Origin of the sequence: Actinomadura chibensis NBRC 106107 (genome assembly GCF_001552135.1) — a bacterium.
GTDB classification, from domain to species: Bacteria; Actinomycetota; Actinomycetes; order Streptosporangiales; family Streptosporangiaceae; genus Spirillospora; species Spirillospora chibensis.
Map to the genome: position 1 here is coordinate 86,288 of NZ_BCQP01000040.1, position 16,617 is coordinate 102,904.

Annotated in this window: 16 protein-coding genes; 2 read left to right on the top strand and 14 right to left on the bottom strand. The window is 73.7% G+C overall.

Features of this window, described 5'->3' with window-relative positions:
• Window positions 1–2: 2 nt before the first annotated feature.
• Window positions 3–542: a YceI family protein gene (locus tag ACH01S_RS23410; protein ID WP_067895163.1), complete on the top strand. Its 540-nt coding sequence runs from the start codon at window positions 3–5 to the stop codon at window positions 540–542.
• Here the strand turns inward: ACH01S_RS23410 and ACH01S_RS23415 are convergent.
• The 9 genes from ACH01S_RS23415 to ACH01S_RS23455 all read right to left on the bottom strand — a co-directional run bounded on the left by ACH01S_RS23415 (window position 539) and on the right by ACH01S_RS23455 (window position 9,710).
• On the bottom strand, window positions 539–1,309 hold the full coding sequence (locus ACH01S_RS23415) for a hypothetical protein (RefSeq protein WP_067895166.1): 771 nt from the start codon (window positions 1,307–1,309) through the stop codon (window positions 539–541). The genes ACH01S_RS23410 and ACH01S_RS23415 overlap by 4 nt on opposite strands.
• Window positions 1,306–2,442, bottom strand: coding sequence for a glycosyltransferase family 4 protein (locus ACH01S_RS23420; RefSeq protein ID WP_067895169.1), 1,137 nt, complete (start codon window positions 2,440–2,442; stop codon window positions 1,306–1,308). The genes ACH01S_RS23415 and ACH01S_RS23420 overlap by 4 nt, the downstream gene beginning before the upstream one ends.
• A complete protein-coding gene (locus ACH01S_RS23425; protein WP_083981038.1) occupies window positions 2,442–2,795 on the bottom strand; it encodes a hypothetical protein in 354 nt (117 codons plus the stop codon). Before ACH01S_RS23425 ends, ACH01S_RS23420 begins: the two co-directional genes overlap by 1 nt.
• Window positions 2,792–3,520, bottom strand: a complete 729-nt coding sequence (locus tag ACH01S_RS23430; protein ID WP_067895177.1) for a hypothetical protein — start codon at window positions 3,518–3,520, stop codon at window positions 2,792–2,794. Before ACH01S_RS23430 ends, ACH01S_RS23425 begins: the two co-directional genes overlap by 4 nt.
• A gap of 10 nt (window positions 3,521–3,530) precedes the next feature.
• Window positions 3,531–4,724: a glycosyltransferase family 4 protein gene (locus ACH01S_RS23435; RefSeq protein WP_246236587.1), complete on the bottom strand. Its 1,194-nt coding sequence runs from the start codon at window positions 4,722–4,724 to the stop codon at window positions 3,531–3,533.
• Window positions 4,721–5,734, bottom strand: coding sequence for an NAD-dependent epimerase/dehydratase family protein (locus tag ACH01S_RS23440; RefSeq protein WP_246236588.1), 1,014 nt, complete (start codon window positions 5,732–5,734; stop codon window positions 4,721–4,723). The genes ACH01S_RS23435 and ACH01S_RS23440 overlap by 4 nt, the downstream gene beginning before the upstream one ends.
• A gap of 53 nt (window positions 5,735–5,787) precedes the next feature.
• Window positions 5,788–6,252 carry a MarR family winged helix-turn-helix transcriptional regulator gene (locus ACH01S_RS23445; RefSeq protein WP_067895184.1) on the bottom strand — a complete coding sequence of 155 codons (465 nt, stop codon included), beginning with the start codon at window positions 6,250–6,252 and terminating at the stop codon, window positions 5,788–5,790.
• A 76-nt stretch (window positions 6,253–6,328) separates the two neighbouring features.
• Window positions 6,329–7,972: an ABC-F family ATP-binding cassette domain-containing protein gene (locus ACH01S_RS23450; protein ID WP_067895188.1), complete on the bottom strand. Its 1,644-nt coding sequence runs from the start codon at window positions 7,970–7,972 to the stop codon at window positions 6,329–6,331.
• A gap of 43 nt (window positions 7,973–8,015) precedes the next feature.
• Window positions 8,016–9,710 (bottom strand): proline--tRNA ligase, encoded by a 1,695-nt coding sequence (locus ACH01S_RS23455; RefSeq protein WP_067895191.1) that lies wholly within the window; start codon window positions 9,708–9,710, stop codon window positions 8,016–8,018.
• Between the two features lie 85 nt (window positions 9,711–9,795).
• Here ACH01S_RS23455 and proS point away from each other — a divergent pair, with 85 nt between their 5' ends.
• A complete protein-coding gene (gene proS, locus ACH01S_RS23460) occupies window positions 9,796–11,244 on the top strand; it encodes a proline--tRNA ligase (RefSeq protein WP_246236589.1) in 1,449 nt (482 codons plus the stop codon).
• A 39-nt stretch (window positions 11,245–11,283) separates the two neighbouring features.
• Here proS and ACH01S_RS23465 read toward each other — a convergent pair whose 3' ends face one another.
• From ACH01S_RS23465 to ACH01S_RS23485, 5 genes are all read right to left on the bottom strand, one after another.
• Window positions 11,284–11,787 (bottom strand): DUF6328 family protein, encoded by a 504-nt coding sequence (locus ACH01S_RS23465; protein ID WP_067895197.1) that lies wholly within the window; start codon window positions 11,785–11,787, stop codon window positions 11,284–11,286.
• A gap of 71 nt (window positions 11,788–11,858) precedes the next feature.
• Window positions 11,859–13,883: a SpoIIE family protein phosphatase gene (locus tag ACH01S_RS23470; RefSeq protein WP_067895200.1), complete on the bottom strand. Its 2,025-nt coding sequence runs from the start codon at window positions 13,881–13,883 to the stop codon at window positions 11,859–11,861.
• A 162-nt stretch (window positions 13,884–14,045) separates the two neighbouring features.
• Window positions 14,046–14,864: an ANTAR domain-containing response regulator gene (locus ACH01S_RS23475; protein WP_246236590.1), complete on the bottom strand. Its 819-nt coding sequence runs from the start codon at window positions 14,862–14,864 to the stop codon at window positions 14,046–14,048.
• Between the two features lie 163 nt (window positions 14,865–15,027).
• Window positions 15,028–15,450, bottom strand: coding sequence for a CBS domain-containing protein (locus ACH01S_RS23480; RefSeq protein ID WP_067895202.1), 423 nt, complete (start codon window positions 15,448–15,450; stop codon window positions 15,028–15,030).
• Window positions 15,451–15,809: 359 nt separating this feature from the next.
• Window positions 15,810–16,412 carry a sigma-70 family RNA polymerase sigma factor gene (locus ACH01S_RS23485; RefSeq protein ID WP_067895205.1) on the bottom strand — a complete coding sequence of 201 codons (603 nt, stop codon included), beginning with the start codon at window positions 16,410–16,412 and terminating at the stop codon, window positions 15,810–15,812.
• Window positions 16,413–16,617: the final 205 nt, after the last annotated feature.

Sequence of the window (16,617 nt, forward strand, 5' to 3'; positions counted from 1 at the left end):
GCATGGCCGTACGAGAGGGAACGCACGAACTCGGGCCGGACGACGGCCGGCTGCTGATCAGGACGGGCCGCAGCGGCCTCGGCCGCCGCGCGGGCCACGACCTCACCATCGAGGCCACCCGCTGGACGGCGGAGGTCGAGGCCCGCGAGCCCCTGGACGCGTCGTCGGTCGCGGTGACCGTCGAGGTCGAGGGCCTGGAGGTCAGGGACGGGACCGGCGGCGTGAAGCCGCTGACCGACCAGGACCGCGCGGAGATCGCGAAGAACCTGCGCTCGGTGCTGGACGTCCGGCGGTATCCGCGGATCACGTTCGCGTCCACGCGGATCGACGGCGCCGGGGAGCGGATCGAGGGCGACCTCACGATCATGGGCCGGGTGAAACCCGTGCGGGTCACGGCCGCGCTGGAGGGTGACGACCGGGTGCGGGGCGGGGTGACCGTCCGGCAGTCGCGGTGGGGGATCAAGCCGTACTCGGCGTTCTTCGGCGCGCTCAGGCTGGCCGACGACGTCGAGGTCGAGTTCGACGTCCGCCTGCCGGGCTAACGGCGGGCGCGGGCGGCGCGGGTGAACTGGTCGTCCAGGCGGCGCGGGAAGGGCAGCATGCGGTGCATGTCCCGCCAGGGCGCGAACTGCCGGACGGCGTTGAACCCGGCCGCCGTGATGACGCGCTCCACGTTCGGCCCCGGCGCGCACGCCGGATACACGTCCAGGTGCGCGATCCGGGCGGGAATCCCCTCGGGCCGCACCGGCGACACGAGCGTCATCGGCGGCCGGACCCGTTCGGCGGACGCCATGTCGAGCGCGTACGCGACGAGTTCCCGCGTCTCCGCGTCGGGCCCGCTGTGGACGATGAGCCACCCGTCGACGTCGACGGGCTCCGCCGGGGGATCGGCCAGGGTCAGCGGCGCGACCTCGTCCGAGACGCGGCGCAGGAAGGCGTCGTGGGCGGGGGCCAGCTCCTCCAGGACGAACGTCCGGTCGAAGCGCGGCGGGACGGCGGGCAGCAGCGGCGCGTAGGCGTCCCAGCGCAGCAGCCGCGCCAGGTGGGTGACCCGCGCGCCGGGCGGCGGCGCGGCGTCCAGCTCGCCTCTGAGCCCGGCCGGGAAGGCGTCGACGATCACCTCTCTGGCGTTGTCGGGAAGCTCGGCGCCGGGGCGCACGACCCGCCAGCCGCCCGTGACGCGCGGATCGTCGGCGAACGGCGAGTCCGTCACGACGGTGACGGGGCCGTCCAGCCGGAGCGTGCGCAGCGCCGCGCGGAGCCGGGTCAGATGCCCGAGCCCGGCGCCGGACGCGTGGCAGCGGATCACCGCGCCGCGTCGAGGACGCCGAGGTACCCGGCGGTCTCGGCGGCCGGGGTGAAGTCGCGGCGGATCCGCTCCGCGCCCGCCGCGCCGAGCTTCGCCAGCTCGGCGGCGTCCGCGCGGGCGGCGCGGTCGATCGCGGCGCGGCAGCCGTGCGCGTCCCCGGCGGGGAAGGTGAAGCCGATGTCGTCGTCGGCGAGGTCGGCGAGCCCGCCCGCGTCCGAGGCGAGCAGCGGGACGCCGAGCGCCGCCGCCTCCAGCGCGACGTTCGGCATCCCGTCGTAGAAGGACGGCAGCGCGACCAGGTCGCAGCCCGCGTAGACGGCGGGGAGGTCGTAGCGGTCCAGGAACGGCAGGAACGAGTGCGGGACGTCCTCGCCCCGCGCGGCCAGCCACTCCGTCACCTGCTCCTCGACCTCGCCGACGAGCACCAGGTGGAAGTCGGCGGCGCGGCGGGACGCGGCGAGCGCGTCCAGGAAGAAGCCGACGCCCTTCTTGACCTTGAGCTGCCCGACGATCCCGATCGTGCGGCGGCCGTCGCGGACGTGCTCGTCCCGCCAGGCGCGGGCCCGCTCGCGCTCGGACGGCAGCACCTGCCACCGCGCCGTGTCCACGCTGTTCGCGACGAACGCGACCGGGACGTCCGGGGCCAGCGCGCCGACCAGCGGGGCGTGCGAGCGGGCGACGACGCACACCCGCGCCGAGGCGCGCAGCGCGTCCGCCAGCACCCCGCGCCGCCGCATCGAGAAGGCGCCGACGTCGATGTCGTTGCCGCGCAGCAGCGTCACGAGCGGCGCGTCCAGCAGCGCGGCCAGGACGGGCGCGGCGAGCGTCGCGTACACGCCGCCGAACGCGACGACATGGGTGTAGCCGGTGAGGTTCTCGGCGGTGATCGTCGTCCAGAGGCGGCGCAGGGCGTGCTCGGCGTCGTCGCCGAGCGGGGCGGTGACCAGCCGTCCGCCGTGCTCGCGCGCGACGCCCCACGGGCGGGCGCGGCGGGTCAGGTGCGCGACGTCGACCTCCACCCCTGCGCCGCGCAGGCCCCGCACGATCCGGTCGCAGGACTGCGCCATGCCGCCCCGGCTCGGCGGGTAGTGGCCCGTGATCCACAGGACCCGGTGCTCGGACTCCCGGCGCATCAGCTGTCCACGAAGCCGTGGTCGTCGTCGGAGCCCCAGTCGCCGCCGTGCGCGTAGTCGTCGCCGGGGTTGAACGCGCCCCGGTCGTACTGGTCGAACGACGAGTACCAGGCGGCGTCCTGGTAGGCGTGCCCGCTGCTCTGGTAGTAGTGCCGCCGCCGCCCGCGCGCCCAGGACGGGTCGTGCGGGTCCTGCGCCCCGTACCCCTGCGCGGCGAGGCACTCCGGGCAGACCCCGGACGGCGCGGCGTGCTCGGCGCAGACGGGCCGCCCGCACTGCCCGCAGGACGCGACGGCCTGCCGCCCGCAGCGTCCGAGGACGAAGAAACCGGTGGTCACGGTGCAGCGGTTCACGTGGTCCTCCTCGCGGGCGTGCCCGGCGGCGTCCACCGGAACGGCTCCGTCGACACCTGCAGGATGCGGTCGATCAGCACCGGGCCCTCCAGCGGCCCCGGGAACTTGGCGTTCACCCGGATCGCCATCCGCCTGCCGTTCCTGACCTGGACGCGGATCCACGGCGGGGGCGGCGACGCGGGCGGGCGGACGGCGGCGTCCTTGGCGAACCGCCGGGTCACCCGGACGAGCTGCACCGTCTTCGTCTTGGTCTTGAGCTTGATCTTGCCGCGCGGGTTCCGCTTCCGGAGCTTGCGGAACCGCACCCGGTCGGTCACCGCGACTTCGAGGACGCTGCCGTCGCGCAGCTCGGCCCGCATCCGCAGCCACGGGTCGAACGCGAACCACTGCTTCATCGACAGGACCGGACGCTGGACGGGCATGTCGTACTCCGGCCCGTTCTTCTCCGGCACCCTCGGGCCGCGCATGTCCGCCGCTACGGACAGCACCCCGTCCGGCGGCATGTCGGAGGCGAGGATCCGCAGCATCGGCACCAGCACGCCGGGGACGCGCTCGTCCAGCCGCCACCGCCGCCGCCGGATCTCGGCGGTGTGCCGGGCGAGGCTCTGGATCACCGGCTCCCAGTCGTCCCGCCGCAGCGAGACCGCGAAGCCCTGCTCCAGGGTGAGCGCCCGGTGCAGCGGATGGAACCGCTGGATGGCGGCCTTCTGCTTACGCCAGAACATGACGAACCACCTATCGCTCTCGGTCCGAAGGCGTGATCGTGCCGGTGACCATGTCGTAGACCGCGGACAGCCGGGCGCGCGACCGCGCCCAGGTCAGGCTCTCCGCGATGTGCGCCCGGCCGCGCCGTCCCATCGCGGCGGCCTCGTCGGGGTACTCCAGCAGGACGCGGACGGCCCGCGCCAGCTCCGCCGGACGGTCCGCCGGGACGAGCCGCCCGTGCTCCCCGTCCGCCATCAGCTCGCGGACCGCCGGAAGGTCGGACGCCACGACCGGCACCCCGGCCGCCATCGACTCGATGACCTTCAGCGGCGCGCAGCCCTGGTCGAGGTTGCGGGCGCAGCCGGTCAGCGGCGCCACCGACGCCTCGGCGTGCGCGAGCCACGCGGCGACCTCGTGGTGCGGCAGCGTGAACCGCCACTCGACCCGGTCCGCGACGCCGAGCCGCTCGGCCGCGCGGCGCAGCGGCTTCGCCCGCCGCTCCGGGACCGACGCGCACACGACGAGCCGCAGGTCCGGCAGGTCGGCGAGCCGGGCGAACGCGCGCAGCAGGACGTCGAGACCCTGCCAAGGCTGGAGCGCGCCGACGTAGACGATGTAGCGGTCGGGCGCGTCCGGCGGGCGCTCCGATGGCTCCGGGACGTCCGCCCCGTTCGGGACGAGGTGGACCTTCGCGTCCGGCACCCCGAGGCCGCGCACCGCCGCGCCGATCACCCGCGACGGGACGACGACCGCGTCGCTGCGCTCCAGGCAGTGCCGCTCCAGCTCGCGGACCTTGGCGAGCGTGCTCGGCGCCGCCCACGGCCAGGTGTGCGCCATCTCGATCGACGGCAGCCCGTTGACCTCGTACACCACCCGGTGGCGGCGCCTGTGGCGGGGGCCGTCGGCGACGGCGGGCAGCGCGCTCCACGGGTCGCGGACGTGGCAGACCTCCAGCGTGCCGAGGTGCGGCTCCAGATGGCCCGCGACCCACGCCGAGAACGCCTCGGCCCGGTCGATCAGGTTCGGCACCGGCTCGTCGAAGCGGGCGATCTCGCGCGTCCCCTCGCGCTGGTAGCGGGGCAGGTCGCCGCCGCCGATCGCGCAGAGCAGCCCGCCGCCGAAGCGGGCGAACAGCTCGTCCGCCATCTGCGCGATGTGCACCGCCGACCCCTTGCTGGACGGGAACCGGTCGAACGCGACATAGGCGGCCCGATGCCGCATCATCCGACCCGCACCCCCTCGTCCACGTCGTCCCCCTGTGGGGGACGACCCCCACACCCCCGAGAACTGCTTCTGAGCGCGCGGTGCCAGGCGATCTGGTCGGCCAGGCCGTCCGTGAGGCCGGTGGCGGCCGTCCAGCCGAGGAGGCGGCGGGCGCGGCCGGTGTCGGCCCAGGTGCGGGCGGCGTCCCCGGCAACCGGCGCCTCCCGTCTGATCTCCGCGCGGACGCCGAGCAGGCCGGTGAGCGTCCCGATGGCGGCGCGGAGCGCCACCGGCTCGTGGTGGCCGACGTTGACCGCGACGCCGGGCGGCAGGTCCGCCGCCGCCGCGAGGAGCGTCGCGGACACGACGTCCCCGACGTGCGTGAACGCCCGCGAGCTGCGGCCGTCGCCGAACACCGGCAGCGGGCGGCCGTCGAGCGCCGCCTCCACGAACCGGTGGAACGCCATGTCGGGCCGCTGCCGGGGGCCGTAGACGGAGAAGTACCTGAGCAGGACGGTCCGGAGCCCGTCCCGCGCGGCGTCCCGGGCGAGGCGCTCCACCTCGGCCTTGCTGGCCGCGTACGGGCTCGCCGGGGCGAGCGGGTCGTCCTCGCGGTTCGGCCGCCCGCCCGCCGACCCGTAGACCGACGAGCTGGACGCGACGACCACCTTCGGCCGGAGCCCCGCCGGACGGTCCGCGCACGCCGCGAGGAGCCGCCGGGTCGCGACGACGTTGTCCCGCCAGGCCGCCGCCCGGCCCTCGCCCCACGAGCAGCGCACGCCGGGACGCCCGGCGAGGTGGACGACGACGTCCGCCGCGGCGACGGCGTCCAGATCGGCTACGGCCAGGTCGAGTTCGGCGGCCGCGACACCGGGCCTGGAGGCGGTCTCGGCCCACGTCCGCCGCGCCGTCTCGGGCGCGAGGGACCGTTCCGGCGCGTCGACGGCGAGCACCTCGTGCCCGGCGCCCGACAGCGCGTCGACCACATGGCTTCCGATGAACCCCGCCGCACCAGTAACAACCACCCGCACCCGGGGCACCCTATCCGCATCGTCCCATTCGGGACAGGGACACGAGTCCCTGATCAGCCGGTATGCGGCTCCGTCGCGTGCCAGTCGCGCTGCGTCCGCGTGATCCGCTCCAGGGCGGCCTTGAAGGTGCGGAAGGCGTCGTCGCCGAGGTCGTCGCGGTGGCGGTCCTCGATCCCGGCGAGGATGGCGCGGGCCTTGGCGATCTCGTCCAGGCCGGTGTCGGTCGGGACGACGAGCTTGGCGCGCCGGTCCTTGGGGTCGGCCTCGCGCCGGACGTAGCCGAGCCGTTCGAGCTCGTCCACGATGACGGTGACGATCTGCTTGTGCTGCCCGGAGCGCCGCGCCAGCTCGGTCGCCCGCGCGCCGGTCGGCGGCAGGATGGCGAGCACCGTGCCGTGCCGGGGGCGCACGTCCGGATGGCCCTGCTCGGCGAGGCGGGTGAACAGCTCGTCCTGGAGGGCGCGGCCCAGCCGTCCGATCAGCATCCCGAGGTCGGGCTCCCGTTCGGCGTCGGCCATCGCGGCCTCCCGATATTGGTCAGAGTCATTGACTTTCTCAGTTCATGACTATACCGGGAGGCCGCTCGGCGGCGGCTCAGCGGGGGCGCGCCACGCGGGTCTCGTCCCAGACGGGCTCCGCCGACTCGTAGACGGAGCCGTCCGCGCCGAAGACCAGGCAGCGGTCGAAGGCGCGGGCGAACCAGCGGTCGTGGGTCACCGCGAGGACCGTCCCCTCGTACGACTCCAGCCCCTCCTGGAGGGCCTCGGCGCTGGCGAGGTCGAGGTTGTCGGTCGGCTCGTCCAAGAGCAGGAGGGTGGCGCCGCCCAGTTCCAGGAGGAGGATCTGGAGGCGCGCCTGCTGCCCGCCCGAAAGCGTCTCGAACGGCTGCTCGGCGCAATGCTGCAGTTCGTAGCGGGCGAGCGCGTTCATCGCGTCGTTGCGGAGCCGGGCGTGCTCGGTCATGACGATCTCGCACGGCGTCCGCCCGGCGAGGTCGGGACGGGCGTGGGTCTGCGCGAAGAGGCCGGGGACGACCCGCGCGCCGAGCCGGGCCGTGCCCGTGAACGCGACGGGGGACGCGGGCGCCGCGCCCCGCGGCAGCGTTTCCGCGATGGTGGTGAGAAGGCGCAGGAAATGCGATTTCCCCGACCCGTTCGAGCCGAGCACCGCGACCCGCTCGCCGAACCAGACCTCGGCGTCGAACGGCTTCATCAGCCCGGTCAGTTCGAGGTTCTCGCAGATCACCGAGCGCTTGCCGGTGCGCCCGCCGCGCAGCCGCAGCTTGAGGTTCTGGTCGCGCGGCGGGACCTCGGGCGGCCCCGCCTCCTCGAACTTGCGCAGCCGCGTCTGCGCCGCCCGGTACCGGGACGCGAAACCGTCGTTGACCGTGGCCTTGTTCCGGAGCGTGTTGACGAGTTCCTTCAGTTTCGCGTGCTCCTCGTCCCAGCGGCGGCGCAGTTCTTCGAGGCGCTCGTTGCGGTCGCGGCGCGCGGCGGCATAGGTGGCGAAGCGGCCGCCGTGAATCCACACGTGCCCCGCCTCGACCGTGACGATGCGCTCCGCCGTCCGGTCGAGCAGTTCCCGGTCGTGCGACACCAGCAGGACGGTCTTGGACGTTTCCCGCAGCCGGTCTTCGAGCCACCGCTTCCCGGGGACGTCGAGGTAGTTGTCGGGCTCGTCCAGCAGGAGGACCTCGTCGGGGCCGCGCAGCAGCGCCTCCAGCGCGAGCCGCTTCTGCTCGCCGCCGGACAGCGTGCGCACCTCGCGCCACCGGCACGACTCGTACGGGACGCCGAGCGCCGCGACGCAGCAGGCGTCCCAGAGCACCTCGATCTCGTAGCCCCCGGCGTCGCCCCAGCCCGCGAGGGCCGTCGCGTAGCGCATCTGGGCGGGCTCGTCGTCGCGCTCCATCATGACCAGCTCGGCGGCCTCGACGGTGGCCGCCGCCTCCCGCACCCGCGGCGGCGCGACCGACAGCAGCAGGTCGTGGACGGACGAGTCGTCCCGCATCCCGCCGATGAACTGCCGCATCACGCCGAGGCCGCCGCTGTGCGCGACGGTCCCCTCCTGCGGCGCCGTGTCACCGGCGATCAGGCGCAGCAGCGTCGTCTTCCCGGCCCCGTTCGGCCCGACCAGCGCGGCCACCAGGCCGTCGCCGACGCGGAACGACACGTCGTCCAGCAGGACGCGGCCGTCCGGCAGCGTGTGGCGGACGTGCCCGACCTCGACGTGTCCCATGGTCGTCGAGTCTCGGAAAGGCGGACCGACCCCGTCAAACCAATTACGGGGCGGCCAGCGCCCGCACGTGCGCCACGACGGCGTCCAGGGCGATCTTGTCGGTGTCGCCGGTGGCGCGGGACGTGACCTCCGCGACCCCCTCCGCCAGCCCGCGGCGCCCGACCGTGACGCGGAACGGGATGCCGGTCAGCTCCACGTCGCGGAACTTCACCCCGGCGCGCTCGGCCCGGTCGTCGATCACCGTCTCGACGCCCGCCGCGCGGAGGCCCGCGTAGACGTCCTCGGCCGCCTCGGAGACCTCCGCGTCGTCGGACTGCGCGACCACCACCGCGACCTGGAACGGCGCCACCGACAGTGGCCACACGATGCCCCGCTCGTCGTTGTGGGTCTCGACGATCGCGGCCATCGCCCGCTCGATCCCGATCCCGTAGCTGCCCATGATCACCGGGACACGGCGGCCGTCCGGGTCGAGCACCTCGACGCCGAGCGCGCGAGCGTACCTGTCGCCGAGCTTGAAGATGTGCCCGACCTCGATGGCCCGCTGGATCTCCAGCCGCTCACCGCACCGCACGCACCGCTCACCGGATCCGACCTCGCGGAGGTCGGCCCAGCGGCCCACCTCGATGTCGCGCTCGACGTCCACGCCGCGAAGGTGCGTGTCGTCGACGTTGGCGCCGGTGAACATGTCGCGGCGGCCGCGCAGCGCCTCGTCCGCGATCACCGGGAGGGACACGCCGACCGCGCCGAGGCTGCCCGGCAGCGCGCCCAGCGCGGCCTGGATCTCCTCCGGCTCGGCGGCGCGGATCTCGGCGGCGCCGGTCGCGTCCACGAGCTTCTGCTCGTTCAGCGGGTGGTCGCCGCGCAGCAGGACGAGCGTGAGCGCCCCGTCCAGCACGTAGACGAGCGTCTTCACCTGCCGGTCGCCGGGAGCGTCATAGGCCAGCAGGTCTTCGATGGTGCGCACGCCGGGCGTGTCGAAGCGTTCGGGCGCGGGCAGGCCCGGCCCGTCGGACGCGGCGGGCAGCGCCGAGGTCGCCCGCTCGATGTTCGCCGCGTACCCGCAGTTCGGGCAGTGGACGACGAAGTCCTCCCCGACCTCGGACGGGCACATGAACTCGGTCGAGCCGGACCCGCCCATCGTCCCGCTGGACGCGTCGCACGGCAGCGCCGGGATCCCGAGCCGCGCGAAGATCCGCGTGTAGGCGCCGTGGTAGGCGTCGAACGAGGCGTCCAGCCCCGGCCGGTCGAGGTCGAAGCTGTAGGCGTCCTTCATCGTGAACTCGCGGGTGCGCATGAGGCCGCCCTTGGGGCGCGGCTCGTCCCGGAACTTCGTCTGGAACTGGTACCACTGCTGCGGGAGCTGCCGGTAGGAGCTCAGCTCGCGGGCGACCGTCGCGAAGATCTCCTCGTGCGTCATGCCGAGCGCGTGGTCGGCGCCGCGCCGGTCCTTGAGGCGGAACATCTCCGCGCCCATCAGCTCCCAGCGGCCGGACCGCCGCCACGGCTCCGCCGGGTGCAGGGCGGGCAGCAGCATCTCCTGCGCGCCGATCGTGTCCATCTCCTCCCGCACGATCTGGATGATCTTCGCCCGGACGCGCACCGCGAGCGGCAGCAGGGAGTAGTGCCCGGCCGTGAGCTGGCGGACGTACCCGGCCCGCAGGAGGAGCCGGTGGCTCGGCGCGTCAGCCTCGGCCGGGTCGTCGCGGAGCGTGGGCGCGAACATCTGGGACCAGCGCATCCCGAGAGGGTAGCGAAGCGCCGCCCGGCGACCCGTCGGGGAAAGCGTTATTACTCGGTCCCGCCGGTCAGTACCCTTGTTTGCCGTGAGTCGAGAAGGTGTGACGCCGCAGAGCGAGGATTTCTCCGCCTGGTACAACGAGCTGGTGGTGCAGGCGCAGCTCGTCGACCGCGGTCCGGTGCGCGGCACGATGGTCATCCGCCCGTACGGCTACCGGGTGTGGGAGCTGCTCCAGGCCGACCTGGACCGGCGGATCAAGGACGCGGGGCACGACAACGCCTCCTTCCCGCTGCTGATCCCGGAGTCCTACCTCAAGCGCGAGGCCGAGCACGTCGAGGGCTTCTCCCCGGAGCTCGCCGTCGTGACGCACGCGGGCGGCAAGGAGCTTGAGGAGCCGCTCGTCGTCCGGCCGACGTCGGAGACGATCATCGGCGAGTACATGGCCAAGTGGATCGACTCGCACCGCGACCTGCCGCTGCTGCTGAACCAGTGGGCGAACGTGATCCGCTGGGAGATGCGGCCCCGCCTCTTCCTGCGGACGACCGAGTTCCTCTGGCAGGAGGGCCACACCGCGCACGCCGACGAGGACGACGCCATGCGCGAGACGATGTGGGCCCTGGACGCCTACGCGGGCGTGTCGCGCGAGCTGGCCGCCATCCCCGTCATCGCGGGGGAGAAGACGCCCGGCGAGCGGTTCGCGGGCGCCGTCCGCACGTACACGATCGAGGGCATGATGCGCGACGGCCGCGCCCTCCAGGCCGGGACGTCGCACTACCTCGGCACGAACTTCGCCAAGGCGTTCGAGATCCAGTACCAGGACGAGGCGGGCAAGTTGACGCTCGCGCACACCACGTCCTGGGGCATGACCACCCGCATGATCGGCGCCGTGATCATGACGCACGGGGACGACAAGGGGCTCGTGCTGCCGCCGCGGCTCGCGCCCTACCAGGTCGTGATCGTCCCGATCGGGCGCAAGGAGCAGGGCGAGCAGGCCGCCGCCGAGGCCCGCCGGCTCGGCGCGGCGATCAAGTCGATGGGCATCCGCGTCCACGTCGACGACAACCGCCCGCAGCTCTCCCCGGGCTTCAAGTTCAACGAGTGGGAGATGCGCGGCGTCCCGGTCCGGATCGAGCTGGGCAAGCGCGACATCGAGGCCGGGGTCGGCACGCTGGTGCGGCGGCTGCCGACCGTCGAGGGGCAGGGCAAGGAGCAGGTCCCGCTGGAGAAGCTGCCCGAGCTGCTGCCCGGCATCCTCGCCGACTTCCAGTCGTTCCTGCTGGCCCGCGCCGAGGCGTTCCGCGAGGAGCACACCGCCGCCGTGGACGGCTGGGACGCGTTCACCGCGCAGGTCGCGTCCGGCTGGGCCCGCGCGCTGCACTGCGGCGAGACGGCCTGCGAGGACGAGATCAAGGCCGAGACCGCCGCGACGCCCCGGGTCATCCCGGCCGACGCCCCGGAGGAGACGGGCGTGTGCGTGAAGTGCGGCCGCCCGTCCGCCTACGGCAAGCGCGTCATCTTCGGCCGCGCCTACTGAGCCTCACCCAAGGGCCCCTGGCCGTCCCGGTCAGGGGTCCTATCCGTCGGCGGCGCGGCGCCGGTGCGCCCTGAGCCGCGTCAGGTACGGCTGGACGAACCACGTCCACCCGCACAGCGCCAGGACGGCCGCCGCCGTGAGGGCCGTCCAGGCGGCCTCGTCCTCCAGCGACTCGACGATCAGCGTCGTCGCCGCGGTGATCGACACGGTGAGCGCGAACGCGCCGACGATCCCGAACCGGTTCGCGCGCTTGATCAGCAGCGCCTTCTGCCCGAGCCGGAACAGGATCCGGTGCTGGAACACGGGCGCGATGAAGCAGATCGACGCGACCGCCGCGCCGAACAGCGCGACGTAGAACATCGGGCGGCCGGTGGAGTCCACCTTGCTGAACCGGGCGGAGAACGGCACGGTCAGCAGGAACGCGAACAGCACCTGCACGCCGGTGACCGCGACGCGGAACCCCTGCAGAAGCTCCATCAACTGCCGGTCGAGACGTTCGTGCTCGGTCTCGTTGCGGGGCTTGTCGGCGGAATCGGCGCTCATGCAGGCGATCTACCCCGCACAGCGGACGGCAGTCCGCTATGTCAGTGATGTCCAACTCATTGGGCGGCCGTCTAGGTAAGCGACGGGGGCTCCACGCGCAGCGCGAGCATCGACACGTCGTCGCGCAGGTCGCCGTCGCAGAAGTCGAGCAGCGCCTGCTCCACCCCCGCGAGCAGCCCCTCCGGCGTGTCGCCCGCGTGCGCGGCGAGCGCCTCCAGCAGCCGCTCCTGCCCGAACTCCTGCCGCAGCATGTCGCACGCTTCGAGGACGCCGTCCGAATGCAGGACGAGCGTGTCGCCGGGGTTCAGCTCGACGGTGTCGACGCCGGGCTCGAAGTCCTCGAACAGGCCGAGCGGGACGCCGCCGCGCGACGCGGACCTGATCATCCCGTCCGCGCGGACCACGACCGCCGGGGGATGGCCCGCCGTGCCCAGCGAGACGACCACCCGGTCCGGCTCCAGCGTCAGCCCGGCCATCACGGCGGTGACGAACCGGTCCTCGTCGAGGAGGGCCTCGTTGACCATGCCGAGGACCTCCGCCGGACGCGACCTCCACCGGGACGCGAGCCGGGCGCAGTGCCGGGCCGTCGACGTCACGGCCGCCGCGTCCTCGCCCTTGCCGCACACGTCGCCGAGGATGAGGCCCCAGCCGTCCTCCGTCCGGAACACGTCGTAGAAGTCGCCGCCGACCTCCGAGCCGTGCGTCGCCGTCAGGTACTTCGCCGCGACCCGCACGCCCGGGATCACCGGCAGCGCCTTCGGCAGCAGCCCCGCCTGGAGCGTCTCGGCCACCTCGGCGCGCCGCCGGTACAGCCGCGCCGCCCGGATCACGAGCGCCAGGTAGCGGCCGAGCCGCTGCACGACCCCGAGGTCCATGAGGTCGAACGGGCCGTACTCGCCGCTCGCCGCCAGCGTGATCGAGCCGATGGCGCGGTCGCCGTCCTCGATCGGGACGCTCAGCACCGACGTCACGCCGATCTTCCCGCAGACGGGCTGGCCGTCCGGGCACACGCCGAGCACGTCGAGGTTCTCCAGGTGCGGACGGAGCGCGCTCTGCCTCGTCACGTACACGGTGTGCGGCAGCGTGTTCTCGGCGGGCTGGACCTCCTCCAGCATCCGCGCCGCCTCCACCGAATGCTCGTCCTCGGGGCCCATCACGACCTGGCGGCGCAGGGTGGGCGTCGCGCTCACCCCGCCCTGGCCCGGCTTCTTCGGGCCGCCGTCCGGGCCGGTCAGGTCGATGAACGCCCAGTCGGCCAGCTCGGCGGCGAGCAGCCGGGCGCAGCGCCGCACCGCCACCGTCTCGTTGAAGACCGGCTCGTCGAGGAGCAGCTCGCTGGCCGTGGCGAGGACGTCCATCCGGTGGACGATCGTCGCGACCGCCTCGTCGTCCGACGGCGGCGCGGCGGGGCCGGTCTTGCCCGGCGGCCCGCCCGACCGCGCGGCGTCCGCCCGCGCGGACGCCGCCGCCGGACGGCCCTTCGCCTGCTTCACCGTGGCCGGCCCCGCGGGCGGCTCGTCCGGCGGGGGACTGAGCGGCCCGGCCGCCACGACGACCATCGGGTCCGGCTCGCCGCGGATCCACACCCGGGCCAGCGTCACGACCGCGTCCACCGGCCGGTCGCGGCCGAGGAAGCGGACCTGGACGCGGCGGCGGCGGCCCGTCCGGACGACCGCCGCGAGCTGCGACCGCACCGCCGCGCGGGTCGCCATGTCGCAGAACGCCGTGAACTGCTTGCCCGACACGTACCCGGCCGACGTGCCGAGCAGCGCCGCGGCCTGCCGGTTCGCCCGCCGCACGCTGGTGCCGCGGTCCAACAGGAAAAGCGGGACGGGGGCGTCCTGGAAGACGGTCCGCAGCACCCGCCGCTCGGTCTCCGCCGCGGCCGACCCGCCCTGCTCGCCGGTGTGCTCGGAGCCCATCGTCCGCAGCACGGTGAGCGCCAGCTCAAGCTCGACCAGCGCGGCGTCCAGCGTCGCGCGCAGATCGGGCTCCGGCACGCCGGCGGCCTGGCGCAGCTCGCCGATGCGGCCTTCGAGGTCCGAGATCTCCCGCATCAGGGTCTCGGGTTCGAGCTGGTCGGGCTGATCGCGCATCCGGTCTCCCTCTCGTCCGCGCCTCAGGGTGGAACCAGGGTCGCTCCCCGCCCGGGCCCGGCCGGCCGGGGCCATGATCATCGGGACCCCGGCCGTCGCAGCCGCTCCACGCGGTCTGGTCGAAGCTTATGCGCAGCCTCGGCATGCGCCTAGCGTCATGATCTAGGGAAGGCCCTGATCGCCGACGATACGCTGGGCGAGCGCGGTGAGCTTCACATGACGTGTCTGTGAGATACGGCGCATCTCGGCGAACGCCTCGTCGGCGTCGCATCCGAGCGCGTGCATCAAGATGCCCTTCGCCTGGTCGACGACGGCCCGCGCCTCGACCGCCTCCTGCAACTGCATCGCCGTCCGGTGGACGTCGTCGTACTGCTGGGTGTTCGACACCGCCGCGCTGCCCTGCGCGATCAGCAGCGACGCCAGCGCGTGCCGCCCGTCCCCGAGCGCCTTCGGCGTCACCCCGTACAGCGTCAGCGTCACGAGGACCGGCGGGTTCAGGTGCGGGGACGTCGTGAAGCAGCGCACCCCGCGGCGCAGCATGTCCGACACCGCGTCCGGCCAGCGGGTCTCGCCGAGGATGTCGTCGGACGACAGCGGCCGCCGGTCCAGCACCACGTCGAAGATCGGCCCGCGGCCGCGGGCGAGCTGCCGGTCGGTCACCTCGGCGAGGTCCGGATGGCTCGCCGCCGCCGCGAGCGGCTCCGGCCTGATCTCCACCGCGCCCGCCGCCGGGGACGCCGCGTCCGGCGTCGCGCTCTGCGGCGGGACGTGCGGCACGTCGTGCGCCGGGTCGGTCGGCAGGCCGGGCAGCTCGGGCAGCGCCCACCGCACGCTCGCCGCGCCCGCGCACCCCGGCACCACCCGCGCCGCGAGCTCCGTCACCCGGTGCAGCGTGCCGACGTCGGAGGACTCCCCGACCATGCCGAGCCGCGCGATCTCCAGCGCGAGCTGGTCGGTCAGAACGACTTCGCTGGACGTCACCCCTCTGACACTAGCCTCCCCGGCGGGCGGCGGAACCGGCGGCGCCTGGCCGTCGCCCCGTCCGTAATGTCGCTGGTCACGCTGGTTCATGTCGCCCTGCTCCACGCCGTCGCGCGGCTCGTCGCCTGCCGGTCGCTCGCCCGTCGCGCGGCTCGTCGTCTCGCTAGTTGTTCGGCGGGGCCTTGCTGATGGCCGAGAGCGGGCCGCGCTCGCCGTCCGCGACCGCCAGGTCGCCGATGCACAGGATCCCGATCGGGCGGTGCTCGGCGTCCACGACCGGCAGCCGCCGGACGGCCTGCTCCGACATCAGCCGCGCCGCCGTCCCCGTGTCGTCGTCCGGATGGAGGGTCGTCAACTCCGCCGTGCACACGTCCCCGAGGGGCGTCCGCGCCGGGTCGCGGGCCTCGGCTACCCCGCGCACCACGATGTCGCGATCGGTGACCACGCCGCACAGCCGTCCCGCGAACGTCACCAGGACGTCGCCGATGCCCTCGTCCCGCATGACCAGGGCGGCCTCGTACAGCGTCGCGTCGAGCGGCAGTGTCAGCGGCTGCGCCGTCATCACGTCGCTGACCCTAGGTGGCATCGCGCGCACATCCTTCCGATCGCCGGCGGCTCGCGTTCGCCCGTGTCCGCTCTACCCTATTTATTGCCTTGCACTCCTCCTTCGGGCCTTGGCGGCCCTCCATCGTCGTGCAAGGCGTGCGATCGCTGCATCGCTTCGGCTCGCCTTGCGGCTCGCTTCGCGATCAGGTTCTCGCTTCGCTCGAACCTGCCTTCGGACGCGATCGCGACGATTTCGGTTGTCGCGGGGTTGCGGAGGGGGCTGGGGTCGCCGCTAACACTTAGTTTTACTAAGGGTAGTTGTATCGATGCTGGTTGTTGCTGGAAACGAAAGATCCCGCAGTCACGGGGTAACTGCGGGATCTTGTCGGGGGCTCGGGGCTACGCGGCCAGGACGTGGGAGGCTCGGTGGTCGGCCAGGGCCTCGCGGAGCTGCTTGCGGCCCCGGTGCAGGCGGGACATCACGGTGCCGATGGGGGTGCCCATCATTTCCGCGATCTCCTTGTACGGGTAGCCCTCGACGTCGGCCAGGTAGACCGCGTCCCGGAAGTCCTTGGGGAGGGCGCGCAGGGCGCTGACCACCTCGGAGTCGGGGATGCGGTCCAGTGCCTCGGACTCGGCGGACCGGAAGCCGGACGAGTGCGCCTCGGCCTGCGCGATCTGCCACTCCTCCAGCTCCTCCGAGCCCGCGCGCTGGGGCTCGCGCTGCTTCTTGCGGTAGGTGTTGATGAAGTTGTTGGTCAGGATGCGGTGCAGCCACGCCTTGAGGTTCGTGCCCTCCTGGAACTGGTGGAAGTTCACGTAGGCCTTGGCCAGGGTCTCCTGGACGAGGTCCTCGGCGTCGGCGGAGTTGCGGGTCATCCGGACGGCGCTGGCGTACAGCGGGTCGGCGAGCGGCAGGACGTCGCGCTCGTAGCGCCGCGTGCTGTCGACGGTCGCGGGGCCCTTCCCGGCCCGGCGGACGGGCGTGTTCACAGCGGTCATCGTCGCTCCCCGTAGGTAGAGGCCCGGCTGGCGGGCCGGTTGCTGGCGCGTGTTCGGGGGCACGCGCGGACCGGGCGGACCGACCGCCCTCCGTAATGTGGTACGTGCCACCGTTCCCGACGGGTTCGGATGGGCCGCCGGCCTCGCGCTGAGGGGCGGCCGGGAGTCCGCGTGGATCGGCTTTCGCCAGGGCGACCCCGGTCTC